The following is a 17,250-nucleotide window of genomic DNA, read 5'->3' as shown; positions in this document are numbered from 1 at the left end:
TCCAAGCCGCCAAACGCGCCGCTCAAACACTACAATGCCAACTCAATGTGTGAATCCGGTAGCCCCTTCAGGGGAGAGGGTTGGGAGAGGGGGATGACGCCGCTTCGCCCCCTCTCTACTCCGGCTAGGCGGCAAGCCGCCAAGCCTGCGTATCTCTCCCCTGAAGGGGAGAGAGCGACATGACTCAATGTTATTGAGACTTGGTACGAGGTGCAGTCAGGCCGCCAAGGCGCGTTCGGCGAGGATCAGCGCACCGGTCGGCCCGGCATCGTCCCCCAGGTGAGGCGCGACCACCAGGTCCTGCAGCGTCGCGGCGGTGCAATCGCGCAGGTAACCGCCCAGAATCGCCGGCATGCGGCCGATGGCGGCGCTCAGCAAGCGCGGTTGGCGGCCGGTCACGCCGCCGCCGACGACGATCCTTTGCGGCGAGAAAGTCAGCACGGTCATCGCCAGAAGCTCTGCCAGATCGCGTGCGGCGGGAGCCCAGGCGGGGTCTTGCGGAGGGACAGTGGCGGGATGGCGGCCGAAGCGCGCGGCCAGCGCGGGACCGCTCAGCAGGCCCTCGGCGCAATCACCATGGAAGGCGCAGGCCCCGGCAAAAGTATCGCCCGGCGCGCGCCGCAGCCGGACATGGCCGATCTCCGGGTGGAGCGCGCCGTGGAGCGGGGAGCCCCGCACCAGCACGCCGCCGCCGATGCCGGTACCGATCGTGTAATATACCAGCGTCTCGCACCCCAGCCCCGCGCCCAGCCGATGCTCTGCCAGCGCCGCGCCGTTGACATCGGTATCGAGCGCCAGCGGCAGGCCGGTCCACTCGGCAAGACGGGCGTAGACTTGCGCGCCTTTCCAGCCGGGCTTGGGGGTATCGAGCATTGTCCCGAAATCGTCGGCCGACGGGTTGACCCGGATCGGCCCGAAGCTGGCGACGCCGAGCGCCGCGACTGGCTCGTTGGCATGCCAATCGACGACGATCCGCGCCGCGCGTTTCAGCGTTTCATCGGGGCCTGCGGTAGCAAATTCCACGCGATCGAGAATCGCGCCGGGGCGGCCGAGCACAACCACGGTCTTAGTGCCGCCCATTTCTATACCGGCGAGCCGCTTCATGATGCGGGAGTGCCCTTCAGAATCGAGCGTGCGCCATTCAGCTTCAAGCGCAGGAACGGCGCGAAAGTTCCGCCGAAGTGGCTCCGCCCCGCCGGTTTGGCGACGGCCCCCGGATTGTCTATGCCCCAGTAATCGACGAAAGCCGCCACGGTGAGATCGGGCAGCACCCACCAGCTATAGGTCTGGTAAGGTTCCGCCACCGGATTGGCGAAGACGAGGCCATGGCCGTTCAGCAAGCGCCACGGCCCCTCTATCCGCTCCGCCACCGCGCCATAAAGCCCGGTCGGCGCGGCGATGCCGGGGGCGAAGACGGCGGCCTGGGTGGACCAGAACAGGTAGAGCAGCCCGCCGCTCTGGATGATGTGCGGACGTTCCAGTTCGTTGTTGGTGCCGCGCGCATCGACCATCGGCGGCAAGTTGCACCAGGTGCCGTCAGGCTCGCGGCGGGCCAGCCCGATCAGACCGTCATGGGACGACGGTGCCTCGGCACAGCTTGCGGTGAACAACAGGTATTCGGCCCCACCTTCGGCCCACCAGGCGGCGGGATCGCGGAAGGCCTTGATTTCACCGACCCGGCCGGTGCCGTCATGCCGACTGGTGTAGATCACATCGCGCGGCACGGCGAGTTCGGCCGGCTCGGACCATGCGGCGAACACCGCGCCGCCGGTCTGCTCCGATGCGTCAGGATCGATCAGGCGGGTGGTGGCGGAGAACAGCCGCTGGCGGAAGCTCGGCCGATCCTCGCCGCGTTCGCCGGCGGCGGTGAAGCGCAGGGTGACCAGCCCTTCGCGCAAGGTCGCGCTGCCCGACCATTCGCGGCTGCCCGGCGTAAAGCCGTCCGGGAAGGTCGGCCCAAGATGGACGAACCGCCCATCGATCCGGTGGAAGTGATGGATGCGCGCATGGCCATGGCGCGCTTCGGGATCGTCCAGCACGGGTGCGGCCAGCGCGAACCACAATTCGCCGCCGCGCCAGCGCACCGGCATGCCATAGCTGTCGGCCAGCGGCCACGAATCCCAGACATCGATAGAGTCGGAAACCCGCACCACATCGCCGGCACGGATGACCGGGGCCCTCCACACCGGGCCCCGTTCCAGCCAGGCCAGATCGTCTCCTGACCAACGCAGGACGTCTCCGGCGAATGCATTTCCGAAAGGCGTGAACATTGCGACCCTTTGTTAAATCGATTGCAATCAAAGTCAAAGCGAAACCCGCGCCCGACCGGATCATCTGCCGGCCGCAGCGCGGATGGCATGGGGTCAGAAGCTGTATTTGACCGAGGCGGAGATGGTGCGGCCGTTGATCGAACGGGCGCGCACGATGTTGCTGGCGTTGTCGATGATGGAGCCCTCCTCGGCCTCGGTTATGCCGGTGGCGTTGAACAGGTTGTTGGCGTTGATCGACACTTCCACCTTGTCCATCGGACGCAGGTTCACGAATGCGTTGACCTGCGCATAGGCGGGGAAAACAAGCTGGTTGTTGTCCTGCGCATAGGCCTTGGTGGTGCCGATCACGTTGAACCCGGCCCGCACGATGTCGAAATCCACCGCCGGAGTGACCTGATAGATCAGCTTGGCCTGACGACGCGGGCGGTTGCCTTCGTTCGCGGGGGTGATGGCGTCCTTGGAAATCTTCGCGTCGGTCCAGGTGGCCCCGGCGCGCAGATCGAAGATACCCTGACGATAAGCCGCCTCGATCTCCACGCCCTTGGCCTTGTACGTGCGATCGAGGAACCGCTGGGTCGTCGCTTCGAAGTTCTGTTCCTGCGTCTTGGCGTGGAAGCCGGTGACGAACAGGCCGAACGGACCGCTGCGGTATTTCACGCCCAGTTCGATCTGGTCGACAAAGTCCACCGCGTCCTGCTTGCGCACCGACCCGTCAGGCTGGACCACGCCGAACAGCAGACGATCGGCATTGGCGCGTCCGCCCCGGCTGACCCGCGCGAACACCGCCGCATCGGGATTGAAGCGATAGTTGGCCCCGACCGACCATGACCAGTACCCCACCGAATAGCGCACGGGGGAAGCATGGGCGTTGTCCATCAGCGAGACGCTCTGCTCGACCGGCTGGATCGCGCCGTCCCCGTTGACGTCGAACGCGCCCTGCAGCGCTCCGGCATAGTCCCCGCGCGCCCGGACATGATCGTGGCGCACGCTGGCGTCGAGCGTCAGCCCGCCGGTCTCGAAAGTGCCGGCCAGATAGGGCGCGTCGATATCGTAGCGCACGTCATAGCTGCGCGTGCAGCAGTTGCCCCAGAAGGGCACGCCATAGGCGTAAAGCCCGCCCCGCGTCAGCACCGTTCCGGCTGCGTTCGCCACATCCAGCAGCGCCGCATTGTGGCCCTTCACTTCCATGAGGTATGAATTCCATACCCAGTCCATGTCGATGTTCTGGCGCGCCTTGTAGAAGCCGGCCGTCAGCGATCCGGCACCGCCGAAGCTCTTGCTGACCTTGAAGTCGTTCGTGAAGCCGCCGAAATCGTTGATATCGACATTGAACAGATGCGTGCGCATGACCAGTGCGCCCGCCGCCGGTGCCCCGCCCGCGTTCGGCCCGTTGGCGTAGACGAGGTTGTAGGCACCGGGCGTTCCGGTCAGCAGCTCGCCCACCGAATTGGCGATGGCCTGGCCGTCGCCCACTTCTGCCGGAAACGGCGAGACGAAGCGCCCCTTCACGCTGGACCAGCGGAACCGTTCCTCCACGCTCCAGCCATCGGCCGGGGCGTAGACCGCCTCCAGGCCCAGCGTCGTCACCAGCGGGTGCATCCCGTCCTTGATATCGGTGGAATGCGGGTTGTTATCGCCATCGAGCCCGAGGTCCGTGGTGAAATAGCGGCTGTGCGGGGTGTCGGACTTGATGTCGAAGCCGGGCAGCGAGCCGAAGTGCGGGTTGCCGTTGGTCCCGGTCACCAGGGTCGGCATCGGCAGGTAGCCGATCGCCCGGTCATCCAGGTGCTTGGCATAGAGGCGGATATGGCCGCCCGAAAACTCCTGCGTCAGGTTGGCCTTGATCTGATAGCCCTTGTTGCCGTTATAGCCGGCGTCGCGCGGCCCTTCGCCCTCGCGCCAGAAACCGCCGAGGTTGAAGCGGGTATTCTCGCCCAGCTTCCCGCCATAGTCGAAATCGACCCGATAGTCCTCATAGTCGAGGCCGACCGAAGCCATGATCAGCCCGCCTTCGCGGCTGCCGTCCTTCGAGAGGAAGTTGATCACGCCACCCGGCGCGTTGCTGGCGAGCGTGGATGCGGAGCCGCCGCGCACTGCCTGGATCGAGGCGATCGTCTGGTCTGCGCGCAGGAAAATGTCGGCGTTGCCGAACGCGATATCGCCGAACTGCATCACCGGCAGCCCGTCTTCCTGCAACTGCAGGAACTTCGCGCCGCCGGAAGCGACCGGCAGGCCGCGCACGGCGATATTGGCATTGCCGTCGCCCCCGGTCGATTCCGAGCGGATGCCGGGGATCTGGCGGAAGATTTCCGCCGTGGTGCGCGGTGCCGCTTCGGCGATAGCCTCGCTGTCGAGTGCGCTGACCGATACCGAACTGTCGAGCTTGTTGGCGGGGCGCACCGAAGCGGTGACAATGATTTCGTCCAGCCCCAGCGCGTCGCCCTTTTCTGCCGGCGGGTTGTCTGCGGCAAGGCCCTGAGCCGGAGCGATGAACAACGCGGCCAGCGCAACGCCACTGGCCAGAATCGCATGATACTTCACGAATCCTCTCCCCTTTTCTTGTTGAAGGTCGGATTAATGGCTTATGCAATCGATTGCAATAGGGGTATTCCGGGTGTATGCAATGTAACCGAGGATTGTGGGACTTGTGCAACACTAGCCGCGAAGGGTAGACGGAAAGTCACCGGCGGCATGGGAGAGATACGGATGGAAAGCGGTATGAAACCGCGTCTGTCGCTGGCGCGAATAATAGAGATGAATGTCGGCTTTTTCGGCTTGCAGTTCAGCTTCGGGCTCCAGCAGGCGAACATGGGCCCGATATACGGCTATCTCGGGGCGGACGAAGCGAAAATGCCGCTGCTGTGGCTTGCGGGGCCGATGACCGGGCTGATCATCCAGCCGCTGATCGGCGCGCTGAGCGATCGCACCCTGTCGCGCTTCGGGCGGCGGACGCCCTATTTCCTGATCGGCGCGCTGCTGTGTTCGGCCTGCCTGTGGGCGATGCCGCATTCCTCGGCGTTGTGGATGGCGGCGGGGCTGCTGTGGCTGCTGGACGCCGGCAACAACGTGACGATGGAGCCCTATCGCGCCTATGTCGCGGATCGGCTGGCGGCGGACCAGCGATCGACCGGGTTCCTGACGCAAAGCGCGTTCACCGGGCTGGCACAGACGCTGTCGTACCTGGCCCCGTCGCTGCTGGCACAGATGATCGATCGCAACGTGCTGGACGCCAACGGAATTCCGGTCGTCGTCCGCATCGCCTTCGTGATCGGCGCGGTGCTCTCGCTCTCGACCATCGTCTATTCGGTGGTGCGCGTGCCGGAACTGCCGCTGTCCAGCGATGAGCGGGCGCGAATCGCAGGAACACCGATGACCGCCGGAGCGACCCTGCGCGAGATCCGCGACGCCATCGTCGAAATGCCGCCGACGATGCGCCGGCTTGCGGTGGCGATGCTGTGCCAGTGGTACGCGATGTTCGTCTACTGGCAGTTCATCGCCTTCGCCCTCGCCCGGTCGCTCTACGCCACGGCGGACCACACCTCCGACCAGTTCCGCAGCGCCGCGCTGATCGCTCAGCAGCTTGGCGCGTTCTACAACTTTGTCGCCTTCGCAGGCGCTCTGGCCCTGATTCCGGTCGTGCGGCGGATCGGCGCGCGCGTCGCGCATATCGGCTGCCTCGCCGCGTCGGGTCTGGCGATGCTGCTCGTGCCCCATGCAACGGCGATGCCGCAGTTGCTGGCGCTGATGGTCGGAATCGGACTGGGTTGGGCCGGAATGATGGGAAATACCTATGTTATGCTCGCCGGAGCGATCCCGCCCGCCCGCAACGGCATCTACATGGGCATTTTTAACATGTTCATCGTAATCCCCATGTTGATCGAGACACTGACCATGCCTTTGATGTACGATGCGCTGCTCGGCTCGGACCCGCGCAATGCCGTGACCCTGGCCGGGATGCTCATGCTGGCCGGAGCGCTGGCCACGGTGTTCGTGCAAACGATAAAAATTCGCAATTGCGACAACGCCGATTGCTAAGTGGCCGGATACATTCCTATGAACGCGCGGAAACGGCATGATCCGCAAGAAGGCACGCCGAACTATGGGTGGTGAGACGTACAAGAGCATGGCCGGGCAAAAGGACAACGAAGTGCCGGCGATCCGCACTCTGGCCGATCTCGCACGGGTAGCGGGCGTCTCCACCGGCACCGTTTCGCGGGCGCTGGCCGGCAAATCGCTGGTCAACGTGGAAACGCGCGAGCGCATCCAGACCCTGGCGCGCGAGCATGGCTTTCGCCCCAACCAGATGGCCAGCAAGCTGCGGTCGCGCCGCACCGGGGTGATCGGCGTGGTCATCCCGCTCGGCCACGAACTGCGCCAGCACATCTCTGACCCGTTCTTCCTCACCCTGGTCGGCTACCTCGCCGATGAGCTGACCGAGGGCGGGTACGATCTCATGCTCAGCCGCGCCCTGCCCGATGGCACCTCGGACTGGCTCGATCGCATTGCCGGGTCGGGCATGGTCGATGGTGTGATCGTGATCGGCCAGTCGGACCAGTACGATCTGATCGAAGCGGCATCGCACAGCTATCGCCCGCTGGTCGTCTGGGGGCAGCATCGCGCCGGCCAGAACCACTGCGTGGTGGGGACGGACAATGCCGCAGGCGGACGGATCGCGGTGGAACACCTCGTCGCCAGCGGGGCCACCAGCCTGGCGTTCCTGGGCGATACCACCGGCATCGAAATCGCCGATCGCCTGCGCGGGGCGACCGAGGCGGCGACGGCTGCGGGTGTGCCGATCCGCCATATCCCCATCCCCCTGGCCACTGATGCCATGGGGCCTGAGATCGAGGCGGCCATGGCCAGCCAGTGCAGCGGCATCAACGGCGTGGTTGCCGCGTCGGACCTGGTGGCAATGGCGGCGCTGCGCTGCCTCCACCAGAAGGGCATGCGGGTGCCCGAAGACGTGCAGATCGTGGGCTTCGACGATCTGCCGCTGGCCGCGCAGACCTCGCCGCCGCTGACCACCATCCGTCAGGAAATCGCCGCCGGTGCCCGCGCCATGGTCGAACGCCTGCGCGCGCTGGTCGAAAAGGAACCGGCCACCAGCCTGGTGATGGCACCCACGCTGGTCGTCAGACAGAGCACCCGCGCCGAGGGCTGAGCGAGACCCCGCCGGCACACGGCCCCACGCCCGTTCGTATCGAGCGCAGCCGAGATACGGCGACTACAAGGGCTAAGATAACTGTACCATGGGCCATGACGCTGGCGGGCAATTATGAACTCCCGCCGCCCAGCACGGCCTGCCGGCGCGACCCGCCTCCCGCGGCAGGCTCAAGCGTTCCCACCCGCCTGTCTCGCCTATAAGCGGCCTTTATTCCAAGATCCCCAGAACCTCTTCGGCAGCGAGGACAAGTTCATTCATTTCCTGCCGGAGGCGCTCATCAGTGGGGCCGGATATATCGGCCTCCTTAATGGCCCGCTCTTGGATACCCTCGGCTTGAGCCAGTATATTGCCCAGCGTGCCGCGAGGATCGGGATCGTGTTTAGCGATATGAGCCAGCATCGTCGCAGTAAGGACACTGTAGGCCTGTACTCGGCTGGCCAATATCATATACTGGTCGCTGAGTGTATTGGTGATATCCAAAATGGCCTTGGAAACCTCGACACCATTGTTAATGCTGCTTTCGTGCGCCCGGAGCACTTCGTTCGCCTGCATTTGAGCGGTGTTCAAGGCAGTGATGGCCTCTAGGAGAGCATGTTGAACATCTGACATCGTCGACCTTTATGATAATTTCTTGAAAACGATGGCACGTAGTTGCCCTATAAGAAAGACCTTTAATTGCCTTCTGCAGTTAAGGAGGTTGGTTTTCGAATGCACGGTTGATCAAGCCGCTCGGCGCACTGGGCTACTGTCGATCTTCGCCTCGGTTGCCTGTTGGGGAGAAGCGGAAAGAAAAGCGCCCCTGCACCATCCGTTCAGGCTGGCGGCAGCCGCGATCGTGTAGGCGCAGCGTTCCCGTCGAAAGGCCTTGCCATGGAACGTCCTGTCAGCCGTATCCGCCCCTTCCTGCTTGCCGCCGCGATCTCCGGCTCATTGGCGGCCGGCGGCGTGATGCTGCTGTCCGATCCCGCCCCGCTGATCGCCGCGCCGCCGGCAGCGATCACGCTGCCCGAACCGCCGGCCGAAAAGCCGGCCACCGGGGATCAGGTGGCGGTGCTGGCGGGGGGCTGCTTCTGGGGGATGGAGGGATTGTTCGAACATGTGAAGGGCGTGAAGACGGTCACGTCCGGCTATGCCGGGGGCACGGCCGAAACCGCGAATTATCCCGCCGTCTCTTCCGAGAAGACCGGGCACGCCGAAGCGGTGCGGATCGTCTATGATCCGGCGCAGATCCGCTATGGTACCCTGCTCAAGGTGTTCTTCGCGGCGGCGCATGACCCGACGCAAGTGAACCGCCAGTATCCTGACACCGGCCCCAGCTATCGTTCCGCCATCTTCCCGCAGAACGCCGCGCAAAAGGCGGTGGCGACCACCTACATCGCCGCGATCGACAAGGCGGGCGCATTCGCGAAGCCGGTCGCCACGCGGATCGAGACCGGCGCGTTCTATCCGGCCGAGGCCTATCACCAGAACTTCATGCGCCGGAACCCCGATCACGGCTATATCGTCCGCTGGGACAAGCCCAAGCTGGCCGCATTCAAGGCGCGGTTTGCGGGGCTTTACCGGAACTGATACCAAGGCTCATTAACTTTGGCTCATGTCGCTCTCTCTCCTTCAGGGGAGAGATACGCAGGCTTGGCGGCTTGACCGCCTAGCCGGAGTAGAGAGGGGCGAAGCGGCACCATCCCCCTCTCCCAACCCTCTCCCCTGAAGGGGAGAGGGTTATGAGTTCGGATCAACGAGCCTTGGTATGAGCGCTTCGCCCGCCGCACGGGCACTGGCCCAGGCCCACTGGAAATTGTACCCGCCAAGCCACCCGGTAACGTCCACCGCCTCGCCGATGGCGTAGAGCCCCGGCATCTTGGTCGCTTCCATGGTGCGCGAGGACAGGCCATCGACGGCGATGCCGCCGGCAGTCACTTCCGCCTTGGCGAACCCTTCCGAGCCATCGGGAACGAAAGCCCAATGCGCCAGCCGCTGCTCGGCCGCGTCGAGCGCTTTGTCGGTCAGCGCCCCCAGTTCACCCGCCAGCGCCAGCCGGTCGCACAGCGCCTCGGCCAGCCGTTCGGGCAGACCTTCCGCCAAGACGCGCTGCAGCGATGTGCGCGGGCGATCGCGCTTGGCCGCGCGCAGCCAGCCGGGCGCGCGATCGGGGAGGAACTGGGCGGTAACGCTGCTCCCGCGCTGCCAGTAGCTTGAAACCTGCAGGATCGCCGGGCCGGACAGGCCGCGATGGGTGAACAGCGCCGCCTCGCGGAACGCCGCCTTGCCCCATGGCCCATCGACCCGCGCGATGATCTCGGTCGAAACGCCGGACAGTTCGCGGAACAGGGCTTCAGTGCCGGGCAAGGTCAGCGGCACCAGCGCCGGGCGGGGCTGCACCACCTTGAGCCCGAACTGGCGGGCCAGATCGTAAGCGAAGCTGCTGGCACCCATCTTGGGGATCGACGGCCCGCCGGTGGCGATTACCAGGGCCGGGGCGCTGGCCTCACGCCCGCCGAAACTGACGCGGAAGCGGCCATCGGCGTGATCGACCCCGCTGACCGGAACGCCGCAGGCCATCTCCACCGCGCCCTTGGCGCATTCTTCCAGCAACAGCGCAACGATCTGCCGCGCCGACCCGTCGCAGAACAACTGGCCCAGCGTCTTTTCATGCCAGGCGATGCCGTAAGCATCGACCAGATCGATGAAATCGCGTGGGCTGAAGCGCGCCAGCGCGGATTTGGCGAAATGCCGGTTGCCCGAAATGTAGCGGTCCGGGGCGGTGTGGATATTGGTGAAATTGCAGCGCCCGCCGCCCGATATGATGATCTTGCGGCCCACTTCGGGGGCATGATCGATCACCAGCACCCGCGCCCCGCGTTGCCCGGCGGTGGCGGCGCAGAACAGCCCGGCGGCCCCTCCGCCCAGGACGATAGCGTCGAAGGCTTCGCTCACGCGGGCTGGACGGTGGCGGCGGGGACCAGTTCCAGCGCCAGCGCCTCGGCCACGCGGATGCCGTCGACGGCGGCGGAAAGAATGCCCCCGGCATAGCCCGCCCCTTCGCCCGCAGGGTAGAGTCCGCGTGTGTTGAGACTCTGGAAATCGCGGCCGCGGGTGATGCGGACGGGCGATGAGGTGCGCGTTTCCACGCCCGTCATCACCACATCGGGATGATCGTATCCCGGCACCTGCCGGCCAAACACCGGCAGCGCCTCGCGAATGGCGTCGATCGCGTAGTCCGGCAGGCAGGCCTTGAGGTCGGTCAGGTGAACGCCGGGCTGATAGCTGGGCGTGACCACCCCGAATTCGCTGGACGGCCGGTCCGCCAGGAAATCGCCCAGCTTCTGCCCCGGTGCCTTGTAGTTCGAGCCGCCGGCGACGAAGGCCAGTTCCTCGAACTTCCTCTGCAGGGCGACGCCGGCCAGCGGGTGGCCGGGGAAATCGCGCTCGGGCGTGATATCGACGACGAGGCCGGAATTGGCGTTGAATTCGGCCCGCGAATACTGGCTCATGCCATTGGTGACGACGCGGCCTTCCTCGCTGGTGGCGGCGACCACGCGGCCGCCGGGGCACATGCAGAAGGAATAGACGGTGCGGCCGTTGCTCGCCTGATGGCTGATCGCATAAGCGGCGGGGCCGAGGATCGCGTTGCCGGCATGGGGGCCATAGCGGGCCACATCGATCCAGCTTTGCGGGTGTTCGATGCGCACGCCGATGGCAAACGGCTTGGCCTCCACATGGACGCCGCGATCATAGAGGACCTGGAAGGTATCCCGCGCGGAATGGCCGACCGCCATTACCACGTGGCTGGCGGGCAGGAATTCCCCGTTCGACAGATGCAGCCCGACCAGCCGCCGCTCGCCGTCACTGTCCTGCGCGATCTCGAAATCATCGACGCGGGTGCCGAAGCGGTATTCGCCGCCCAGCTTCTCGATCGCTTCGCGCATGCTCATCACCATGGTGACAAGGCGGAATGTGCCGATATGCGGGTGCGCTTCGGTCAGGATGTCTTCGGGCGCACCGGCCTTGACGAACTCGGTCAGCACCTTGCGGCCGAGATGGCGCGGATCCTTGATGCGGCTGTAAAGCTTGCCGTCCGAGAACGTGCCGGCACCGCCTTCGCCGAACTGGACGTTGCTTTCCGGGTCCAGCACCGAACGCCGCCACAGCCCCCAGGTGTCCTTGGTCCGCTCGCGCACAGCCTTGCCGCGTTCGACGATGATCGGGCGCAGGCCCATCTGCGCCAGCACCAGCGCCGCCAGCAGACCGCAGGGCCCGGCCCCGATCACCACCGGACGCGGGCCGGCATAATCGGCAGGCGCGCGCGTGACGAAGCGATAGCCGGTATCGGGGGTACGACGCAGGTGCGCATCGCCTGCCTGCCGGGCGAGCACCGCTTCCTCGTCGGCCAGTACCAGATCGAGAGTGTAGACCAGCCGGATCGCGTTCTTGCGGCGAGCATCGTTGCCGCGCCGCACCACCGTCAGGCGTTCCAGCTCTGCGGGTTGCAGGCCGAGCCGGTCGCACACCGCGCGATCGAGGTCAGCCGGCGCGTGGTCCAGCGGCAGGGTCAGGTCGGAAAGGCGAAGCATCGGGGATGCCCATAGCCGCGAAGTTGCCCGGGGGCCACTCCCCCCAAGCGCACGCCCACCGGTCGGCCGGGCCGACCGGTGGCGCGGCGGGTTATTCGGCCGCTTCGGCCTTTTCGGCAACGGCAGCCTTGCCGCTGTCGTCGGTCAGGTCCTGCACGGCCTGATCGGCGTTGACGAAAACGTCTTCGCCCTTGGCCTTGCGGCCGATCGAATATTTGTAGATCACATAGACCGAGGCGCCTCCGACGGCCCACCGAAGCAGCTTCATTTCTTATTCCCTTCGTTTCACTCGCTGCCCCGTTAAGCGGCAATGGCCCCTGACCGTTCCCGGCAAGGGCCTGCCATACGCCACAGACAGCAGTTCGTCACGCTTGCCGCCGTGGGCGACCCGCCCGGCCATCAGACCGGACACCCCACGGCATCTGCGCAGCACTTTAGTGCATTGCAACAAAACCGCCACAGGTTTCAAGTACCCCCTGCGCGCGCCCTCCTGCGACGGGGATTACGGCCGCACTTGTGTTTCGCCCCCGGGCCGGGTTAAAAGCAATCGCCTGAAGTACCGGGAAAAATCGCCTGGGTGTCAACCGCAGTCCCAAATGTGAACCAAGTTTCAACAAAGCGGTTTGCCAATCTCGGCCGAAGGGTTTAGCACAGATGCTTGTGGCAGAAATCGACGAAACCGAACCGAACGAGCCGTCTGCGGACGACAAGATGCCGCGGACAGAGCGCGGCCGCAGGACCGCGCGCAAGCTGATCGATGCCGCCGCGCTGGAGTTTGGTGAACACGGTTTTCACGACGCCTCGATCACTGGCATCACCCGCCGCGCCGGCACCGCGCTCGGCAGCTTCTACACCTACTTCAGTTCCAAAGAGGAAATCTTCCACGCGCTGGTCGAGGATCTGACCAGCAAGGTCGTCGAAACCTCGGCCATAGAGGACGAGCCCGCGCGCCCCATGCTCGACCGCGAGCGCGAGATTTCGCTGCGCTATCTGGCGTTCGCGCGCGAGCACAAGGAAATCTACCGGATCATCGACCAGTGCGAATTTGTCGAGCCCGAAGGCTTTCGCAACCGCTATGAACTGATCGCCCAGCGCATCTTCGAACGCCTGCAGGACGGCATCGCGCGCGGCGAACTGCGCAGCGACCTGACCGAGGCGCATGCCTGGGCAATCATGGGCATGTCTTCGATGCTGGGGCTGCGCTACGGATCGTGGGGCAACGATGAATCGCTGGACGAAATCGCCGATATCGCCAATTCCCTGCTCCGCGACGGTATCGCCCTGCCCCAGGGCAAGGCGGATTAACTCCCTCCCCCGGCGCAGTCCTCTTGCGGGACAGGCGCGGGACGGCGCTGGCATCCGATGCGGATGTGGGCGACAACCGGACACTTGCTCATGAAACCTGGGTCCAACGCCAAGTGAACGCTCGCATCCTGCTGTTTTCCGGCATAGCCGCGCTGGCGGCGATCGCTGCCGTGCTGTTCGTCGCGGCGCGGCCCGAAGCGCCGCTGCCCGCCTCGCTCGCCGAAGCCGGGCTGAGCCGGAGCAAGGCGCCTGCCGCGCCGCAGGCTGCCGCCACCCCTGCTCCCAAGCCGGTCGATACCGGGTTCGTGATCAAGCGCATCCTGCCGATCTCGGGCCCGATCAAGTATGGCGACTGGCACTGGGACGAGGAAGGCGTACCGGCCGGGCCGATCGTGCTGACGGTGGATCTCGATGCCCGCGTTCTTTCGGTTTTCCGCGCCGGTTATGAAATCGGCGCCACCGCCGTCCTGCTCGGCACCGAGGATCATCCCACCCCGCTCGGCGTGTTCCCGATCACCCAGAAGGAGAAGGTCCACTTCTCCAGCATCTATACCGGCGCGCCCATGCCCTACATGCAGCGGCTGACGAATGACGGCATCACCCTCCACGGCTCGCAGGTCGAACTGGGCTATGCCAGCCACGGCTGCATCGGCATGCCGGAGAAGTTCGCTGCCAGGCTGTTCGCCACCACCCACATCGGCGACAAGGTCTATGTAACGCGCGGCAAGCAGGTGGGTGTGGGGGATTCGCTGGTCGGCGGGTGAAGCCGTCAGTCGCGCTTGCGGGCAGCGCGAACGGGGGCCTTGGCAAAGCTCCAGCCCGATGCGTTGGGCCGCACCACCAGATTGCCGATCGACGATGGCCGGCCATCGACCAGCGCATCGAACAGCCGCGCCACGGCCCCGCCGCGCGGTTCCTCGCCATCGAGTTCGCGCACGATCCGGCCGATCACCCGCAGCACGATCGCGCGCGGGGCATAAGGCCGGTAGAGCAGGCCGAACGGCTCCTTCTTGACCATCTGGCGATATTCCATTGCCGCCGCCCATTCGATCGCGGCGTCGGCATCGGCGAGGTGCCCGGCGCTCTGGGCGATGGCGGCGACATCCAGCCAATCGGCCCCCGCCAGCGCCGCGCGGATGCGGGCGCGATCGAAGCGGGGATCGGCGTTGGACGGGTCCTGTGCGGCCGCAAGCCCCGCGCTATCGACCACCGCGCCAAGATCGCTGCGCCGCCAGCCCAGCACCGGGCGCAGCAGATCCAGCCGCGCACCCGGCACGGCTCCACGCGCCCGCGCACCCGCAAGCCCGGCGACGCCGCTGGCGCGGTTGAGCCGCATCACCAGCGTTTCGGCCTGATCGTCGGCATGGTGCGCGGTGGCGATGGCGGCAAGACCGCGATCCGCCGCCCACCCCGCCAGCGCCGCATAGCGCGCACTGCGGGCTTCGGCCTGAACATTTCCCTCCGCCACATCGACCGGCAATGTGGCGTGAGGCACCCCCAGCCGCGCGCAGACCGCAGCGACTTGCGCAGCCTCCTGTGCACTGGCCGCGCGCAACCGGTGGTCGACCGTCGCCGCCTCGACCCGCCCCGGCAAGGCCATCGCCGCCAGCAACAGCAGCGCCAGACTGTCCGGCCCGCCCGAAACCGCGATGCCCAGCCGCGCGGTCTCGGCATCGATCGCCCCCGGCCAGATGGTGCCGAGATCGGCGCGGAAGCGGGAGACGCTATCCGACGAGGGGATCAGCGCGGGATCAGGAACAGGAGAGGCCACTGCGGGTGGAATCGTATAGGCCCTTCAGACGCCCCGCCGCTTCGCTGGCGTAAGTCTCGCTGAACTCGGCCAGCGCGATGCAGGCGCGGTTGGTGTCCTTGAGCTGCTTCATCGACACGGCCAGGTACAGCAGGCTGTCCGACGCACGATCGCCGCGCTTGTCGGCCAGATAGTTCTGCCAGAACCACTTGGCCGCCTCGCTCGCATTGCCTTCATCGAGATAGGCACGACCGAGCAGGTTGCGGGCATAGCTGACGCGGGCGTGCTTGGGATACTTTTGCAGATAGGCTTTGAGCTGCTGTTCCGCCTCCGGGTAGAACTTGGCTTCCCACAGGCGGAAGCCGTAGCTGTACTCATCGTCGCCCGCATCGGCCGTCTGCGGCTTGACGATGGCCTTGACCGCTTCGACGCGGGCCGAACTCGGGGCGACCGGCTTGGCGGCCGGAGCCGAAGCGGTGGGCTTGGGCGTCGGTGTGACGACCGGGGCGGGCACCGGAGCGGCCGCAGGCGTGAAGCCGGGCCCCACCGCGCTGGTCGCCGCAGGCGTGGAGGCGGGCGGGCTGGTAGCAGCCACACCGGCCTGAAGCTGGCTTCCCATGCGCGCTTCGATCAGGTTGATGCGGTTGGTGTTCTGTTCGACCTGCGAGGTCAGTTGCCGCATTTGCGCTTCGATCGAATCCATGCGGGTCAGCAGGTCAGTCACCGCCGTGGTGGCGGGCGGCGGCGTACCGGTGGCGGGCGCAGCGGCCTGACCGGTGGTCACCTGCGGTTCGAAATACTTGCCGTCAGGGCCGGGGAAGACCTTGCGCTGCAACGCGCGGACTTCGGATTCCACCTTGTCCAGCCGTGCCTCCGGGGTGCCCTGGGCCAGCGCCGGATGAGCGGCCAGCGTCAGCGCCACGATCGCCGCGCCCGAAGACGGGGTTCGGGCGGTCAGCCATCGCCGCGCGGGTCTGCCGTTGAAGGTCATCGCCAAACCATCTCCATTCTATCGTGCGGTGCGTCGCCTTCTGGCGTCGGGCGACCGTACCGGACCTTAACCATATGAAACCGGTCCGGACGCCATGCCCGACCGGTGGGTGCATTGTCGAGCCGTGGCTATGGGGTTTCGGTGGAAACCGCCGGAGCCGCAGCCGGGGGTTCGGCTGCCGGCGGGCCAACCGGAGCGGCCGCCGTCGGCTCGGGGGCCGGGACGGTCCGCTCGCTCACCGTCGTGCGGGGGCGCGACGGCGTCCGCAGGGTCTGCGGCAGGGTGTAGATCGGCGGCACCGTCGGCGCGGCGGAAGGCACCGCGGCGGGACCGGAGGACTTCGCCAACAGCGCCTGCGGGGCAAGCGAGACGTTGCTGATCGTCATCGGCTTGTCCGCCAGCGGCGGCAGGGTGCGGCCGCCAACGCGGATCAGCAGTGCGTCGGGCCGCCCGGTTCGCAAGGCCGCGCCTTGCGCGCCGGCGGGAACCGCCCAGACTTCGCCGCTTTTGAGTTCCCGCTCGATCAGCTTGGCACCGCTGCCATCGGTCACCTGAATCCAAATGCCGTCGGCGATGGCGGTGATCGATACCGGATCGGCGGGTGTGACCGGCGCGGCCGCTGCGGCAGGCGCAGGCACGGCCGGCGGCGGCGCGGCGGGGGCATCCGACAGCAGATCGGGCATCTGCGCCTCGGGCGAGAGCAGTCCGCTCCAGAAGGTGCCCAGGACCGCCAGGACGAGCGCGCCGACACCGGCAGCGAGCAGCGCCAAGCGGCGCGGCGGCACCCGGGCCGGATCGCCCGGCTCGAAATTGGACGGCATGCGCACTTCGCGCGGTTCCTGCGCGTCCATCTGCCGCTTGACCCGCGCGGCGATCTCGCCCTCATCCAGCCCGACATGGCGGGCATAGGCGCGCGCGAAGCCGACCGCATAGGTGCGCCCGGCAAGATCGGCGAAACGGCCCTCCTCTATCGCCAGGATATGGCGTTCGGCAATTTTCGTCTGCGCCGCGATATCGGCGCGCGTCAGCCCCGCAGCCTCGCGCGCCTGTCGCAAATCATGCCCGACCCCGGAACTGACCGACTGCACTTGTGACTGTTCCATCCCGCTCCTGGTGCACCACGATCCGCCCGAACCCTGACCTTAATGACTTGCAAGGCATACGCAAGCCGCGCGTAAGGCCGGATGAAGGCGGCGAAC

15 protein-coding genes are annotated in these 17,250 nt (G+C 66.3%); 5 read left to right on the top strand and 10 right to left on the bottom strand.

Annotated elements, in window-relative coordinates; genetic code table 11:
- Nucleotides 1–216 precede the first annotated feature (216 nt).
- The 3 genes from IE122_RS03750 to IE122_RS03740 all read right to left on the bottom strand — a co-directional run bounded on the left by IE122_RS03750 (nucleotide 217) and on the right by IE122_RS03740 (nucleotide 4,811).
- Nucleotides 217–1,104 (bottom strand): ROK family protein, encoded by an 888-nt coding sequence (locus IE122_RS03750; RefSeq protein ID WP_189619695.1) that lies wholly within the window; start codon nucleotides 1,102–1,104, stop codon nucleotides 217–219.
- Nucleotides 1,101–2,270: a glycoside hydrolase family 68 protein gene (locus IE122_RS03745; protein ID WP_189619694.1), complete on the bottom strand. Its 1,170-nt coding sequence runs from the start codon at nucleotides 2,268–2,270 to the stop codon at nucleotides 1,101–1,103. Before IE122_RS03745 ends, IE122_RS03750 begins: the two co-directional genes overlap by 4 nt.
- Nucleotides 2,271–2,363: 93 nt before the next feature.
- Nucleotides 2,364–4,811: a TonB-dependent siderophore receptor gene (locus tag IE122_RS03740; RefSeq protein WP_189619693.1), complete on the bottom strand. Its 2,448-nt coding sequence runs from the start codon at nucleotides 4,809–4,811 to the stop codon at nucleotides 2,364–2,366.
- Between the two features lie 165 nt (nucleotides 4,812–4,976).
- On the opposite strand from IE122_RS03740, the gene IE122_RS03735 reads away from it, so the two are divergent.
- Both IE122_RS03735 and IE122_RS03730 read left to right on the top strand, forming a co-directional pair.
- Nucleotides 4,977–6,305, top strand: a complete 1,329-nt coding sequence (locus IE122_RS03735) for an MFS transporter (protein ID WP_189619692.1) — start codon at nucleotides 4,977–4,979, stop codon at nucleotides 6,303–6,305.
- A gap of 88 nt (nucleotides 6,306–6,393) precedes the next feature.
- Nucleotides 6,394–7,431 carry a LacI family DNA-binding transcriptional regulator gene (locus IE122_RS03730; RefSeq protein WP_189619783.1) on the top strand — a complete coding sequence of 346 codons (1,038 nt, stop codon included), beginning with the start codon at nucleotides 6,394–6,396 and terminating at the stop codon, nucleotides 7,429–7,431.
- 210 nt (nucleotides 7,432–7,641) lie between these two features.
- Here the strand turns inward: IE122_RS03730 and IE122_RS03725 are convergent, their stop codons facing one another.
- Entirely contained in the window at nucleotides 7,642–7,986 is a 345-nt protein-coding gene (locus IE122_RS03725; protein ID WP_229813695.1) for a hypothetical protein, read from the bottom strand.
- 318 nt (nucleotides 7,987–8,304) lie between these two features.
- On the opposite strand from IE122_RS03725, the gene msrA reads away from it, so the two are divergent.
- Complete coding sequence (gene msrA, locus IE122_RS03720) at nucleotides 8,305–9,003, top strand: peptide-methionine (S)-S-oxide reductase MsrA (protein WP_189619690.1); 699 nt, start codon at nucleotides 8,305–8,307, stop codon at nucleotides 9,001–9,003.
- A 150-nt stretch (nucleotides 9,004–9,153) separates the two neighbouring features.
- Here msrA and IE122_RS03715 read toward each other — a convergent pair whose 3' ends face one another.
- The 3 genes from IE122_RS03715 to IE122_RS03705 form a co-directional block, all read right to left on the bottom strand.
- The gene (locus IE122_RS03715; protein ID WP_189619689.1) at nucleotides 9,154–10,368 is read right to left on the bottom strand and encodes a BaiN/RdsA family NAD(P)/FAD-dependent oxidoreductase; all 1,215 of its coding nucleotides are present in this window, start codon (nucleotides 10,366–10,368) and stop codon (nucleotides 9,154–9,156) included.
- Nucleotides 10,365–12,005 carry an NAD(P)/FAD-dependent oxidoreductase gene (locus IE122_RS03710; protein ID WP_189619688.1) on the bottom strand — a complete coding sequence of 547 codons (1,641 nt, stop codon included), beginning with the start codon at nucleotides 12,003–12,005 and terminating at the stop codon, nucleotides 10,365–10,367. The genes IE122_RS03715 and IE122_RS03710 overlap by 4 nt, the downstream gene beginning before the upstream one ends.
- 91 nt (nucleotides 12,006–12,096) lie before the next feature.
- Nucleotides 12,097–12,273, bottom strand: a complete 177-nt coding sequence (locus IE122_RS03705; protein WP_189619687.1) for a hypothetical protein — start codon at nucleotides 12,271–12,273, stop codon at nucleotides 12,097–12,099.
- Nucleotides 12,274–12,665: 392 nt separating this feature from the next.
- On the opposite strand from IE122_RS03705, the gene IE122_RS03700 reads away from it, so the two are divergent.
- Both IE122_RS03700 and IE122_RS03695 read left to right on the top strand, forming a co-directional pair.
- Nucleotides 12,666–13,310 carry a TetR/AcrR family transcriptional regulator gene (locus IE122_RS03700; protein ID WP_373299099.1) on the top strand — a complete coding sequence of 215 codons (645 nt, stop codon included), beginning with the start codon at nucleotides 12,666–12,668 and terminating at the stop codon, nucleotides 13,308–13,310.
- A 113-nt stretch (nucleotides 13,311–13,423) separates the two neighbouring features.
- Nucleotides 13,424–14,074 carry a L,D-transpeptidase family protein gene (locus tag IE122_RS03695; protein WP_189619685.1) on the top strand — a complete coding sequence of 217 codons (651 nt, stop codon included), beginning with the start codon at nucleotides 13,424–13,426 and terminating at the stop codon, nucleotides 14,072–14,074.
- Between the two features lie 5 nt (nucleotides 14,075–14,079).
- On the opposite strand, the gene tilS is transcribed toward IE122_RS03695, so the two are convergent.
- The 3 genes from tilS to IE122_RS03680 form a co-directional block, all read right to left on the bottom strand.
- The gene (tilS, locus tag IE122_RS03690; RefSeq protein ID WP_189619684.1) at nucleotides 14,080–15,081 is read right to left on the bottom strand and encodes a tRNA lysidine(34) synthetase TilS; all 1,002 of its coding nucleotides are present in this window, start codon (nucleotides 15,079–15,081) and stop codon (nucleotides 14,080–14,082) included.
- Nucleotides 15,062–16,051 carry a hypothetical protein gene (locus IE122_RS03685; protein ID WP_229813694.1) on the bottom strand — a complete coding sequence of 330 codons (990 nt, stop codon included), beginning with the start codon at nucleotides 16,049–16,051 and terminating at the stop codon, nucleotides 15,062–15,064. The genes tilS and IE122_RS03685 overlap by 20 nt, the downstream gene beginning before the upstream one ends.
- Before the next feature lie 128 nt (nucleotides 16,052–16,179).
- On the bottom strand, nucleotides 16,180–17,154 hold the full coding sequence (locus IE122_RS03680; protein WP_189619683.1) for a helix-turn-helix domain-containing protein: 975 nt from the start codon (nucleotides 17,152–17,154) through the stop codon (nucleotides 16,180–16,182).
- Nucleotides 17,155–17,250: the final 96 nt, after the last annotated feature.

Source organism: Novosphingobium colocasiae (genome assembly GCF_014652555.1).
GTDB lineage: Bacteria > Pseudomonadota > Alphaproteobacteria > Sphingomonadales > Sphingomonadaceae > Novosphingobium > Novosphingobium colocasiae.
The sequence above is the reverse complement of the archived record's forward strand: the minus strand, read 5'-3'. Positions and strand labels throughout refer to the sequence as shown.

Coding starts and splice junctions, on each gene's coding strand:
- IE122_RS03730 (WP_189619783.1), top strand. CDS start 6,394: ATGGCCGGGCAAAAGGACAACGAAGTGCCGGCGATCCGCACTCTGGCC.
- IE122_RS03710 (WP_189619688.1), bottom strand. CDS start 12,005: ATGCTTCGCCTTTCCGACCTGACCCTGCCGCTGGACCACGCGCCGGCT.
- IE122_RS03705 (WP_189619687.1), bottom strand. CDS start 12,273: ATGAAGCTGCTTCGGTGGGCCGTCGGAGGCGCCTCGGTCTATGTGATC.
- IE122_RS03735 (WP_189619692.1), top strand. CDS start 4,977: ATGGAAAGCGGTATGAAACCGCGTCTGTCGCTGGCGCGAATAATAGAG.
- msrA (WP_189619690.1), top strand. CDS start 8,305: ATGGAACGTCCTGTCAGCCGTATCCGCCCCTTCCTGCTTGCCGCCGCG.
- IE122_RS03750 (WP_189619695.1), bottom strand. CDS start 1,104: ATGAAGCGGCTCGCCGGTATAGAAATGGGCGGCACTAAGACCGTGGTT.
- IE122_RS03680 (WP_189619683.1), bottom strand. CDS start 17,154: ATGGAACAGTCACAAGTGCAGTCGGTCAGTTCCGGGGTCGGGCATGAT.
- IE122_RS03725 (WP_229813695.1), bottom strand. CDS start 7,986: ATGCAGGCGAACGAAGTGCTCCGGGCGCACGAAAGCAGCATTAACAAT.
- IE122_RS03745 (WP_189619694.1), bottom strand. CDS start 2,270: ATGTTCACGCCTTTCGGAAATGCATTCGCCGGAGACGTCCTGCGTTGG.
- IE122_RS03685 (WP_229813694.1), bottom strand. CDS start 16,051: ATGACCTTCAACGGCAGACCCGCGCGGCGATGGCTGACCGCCCGAACC.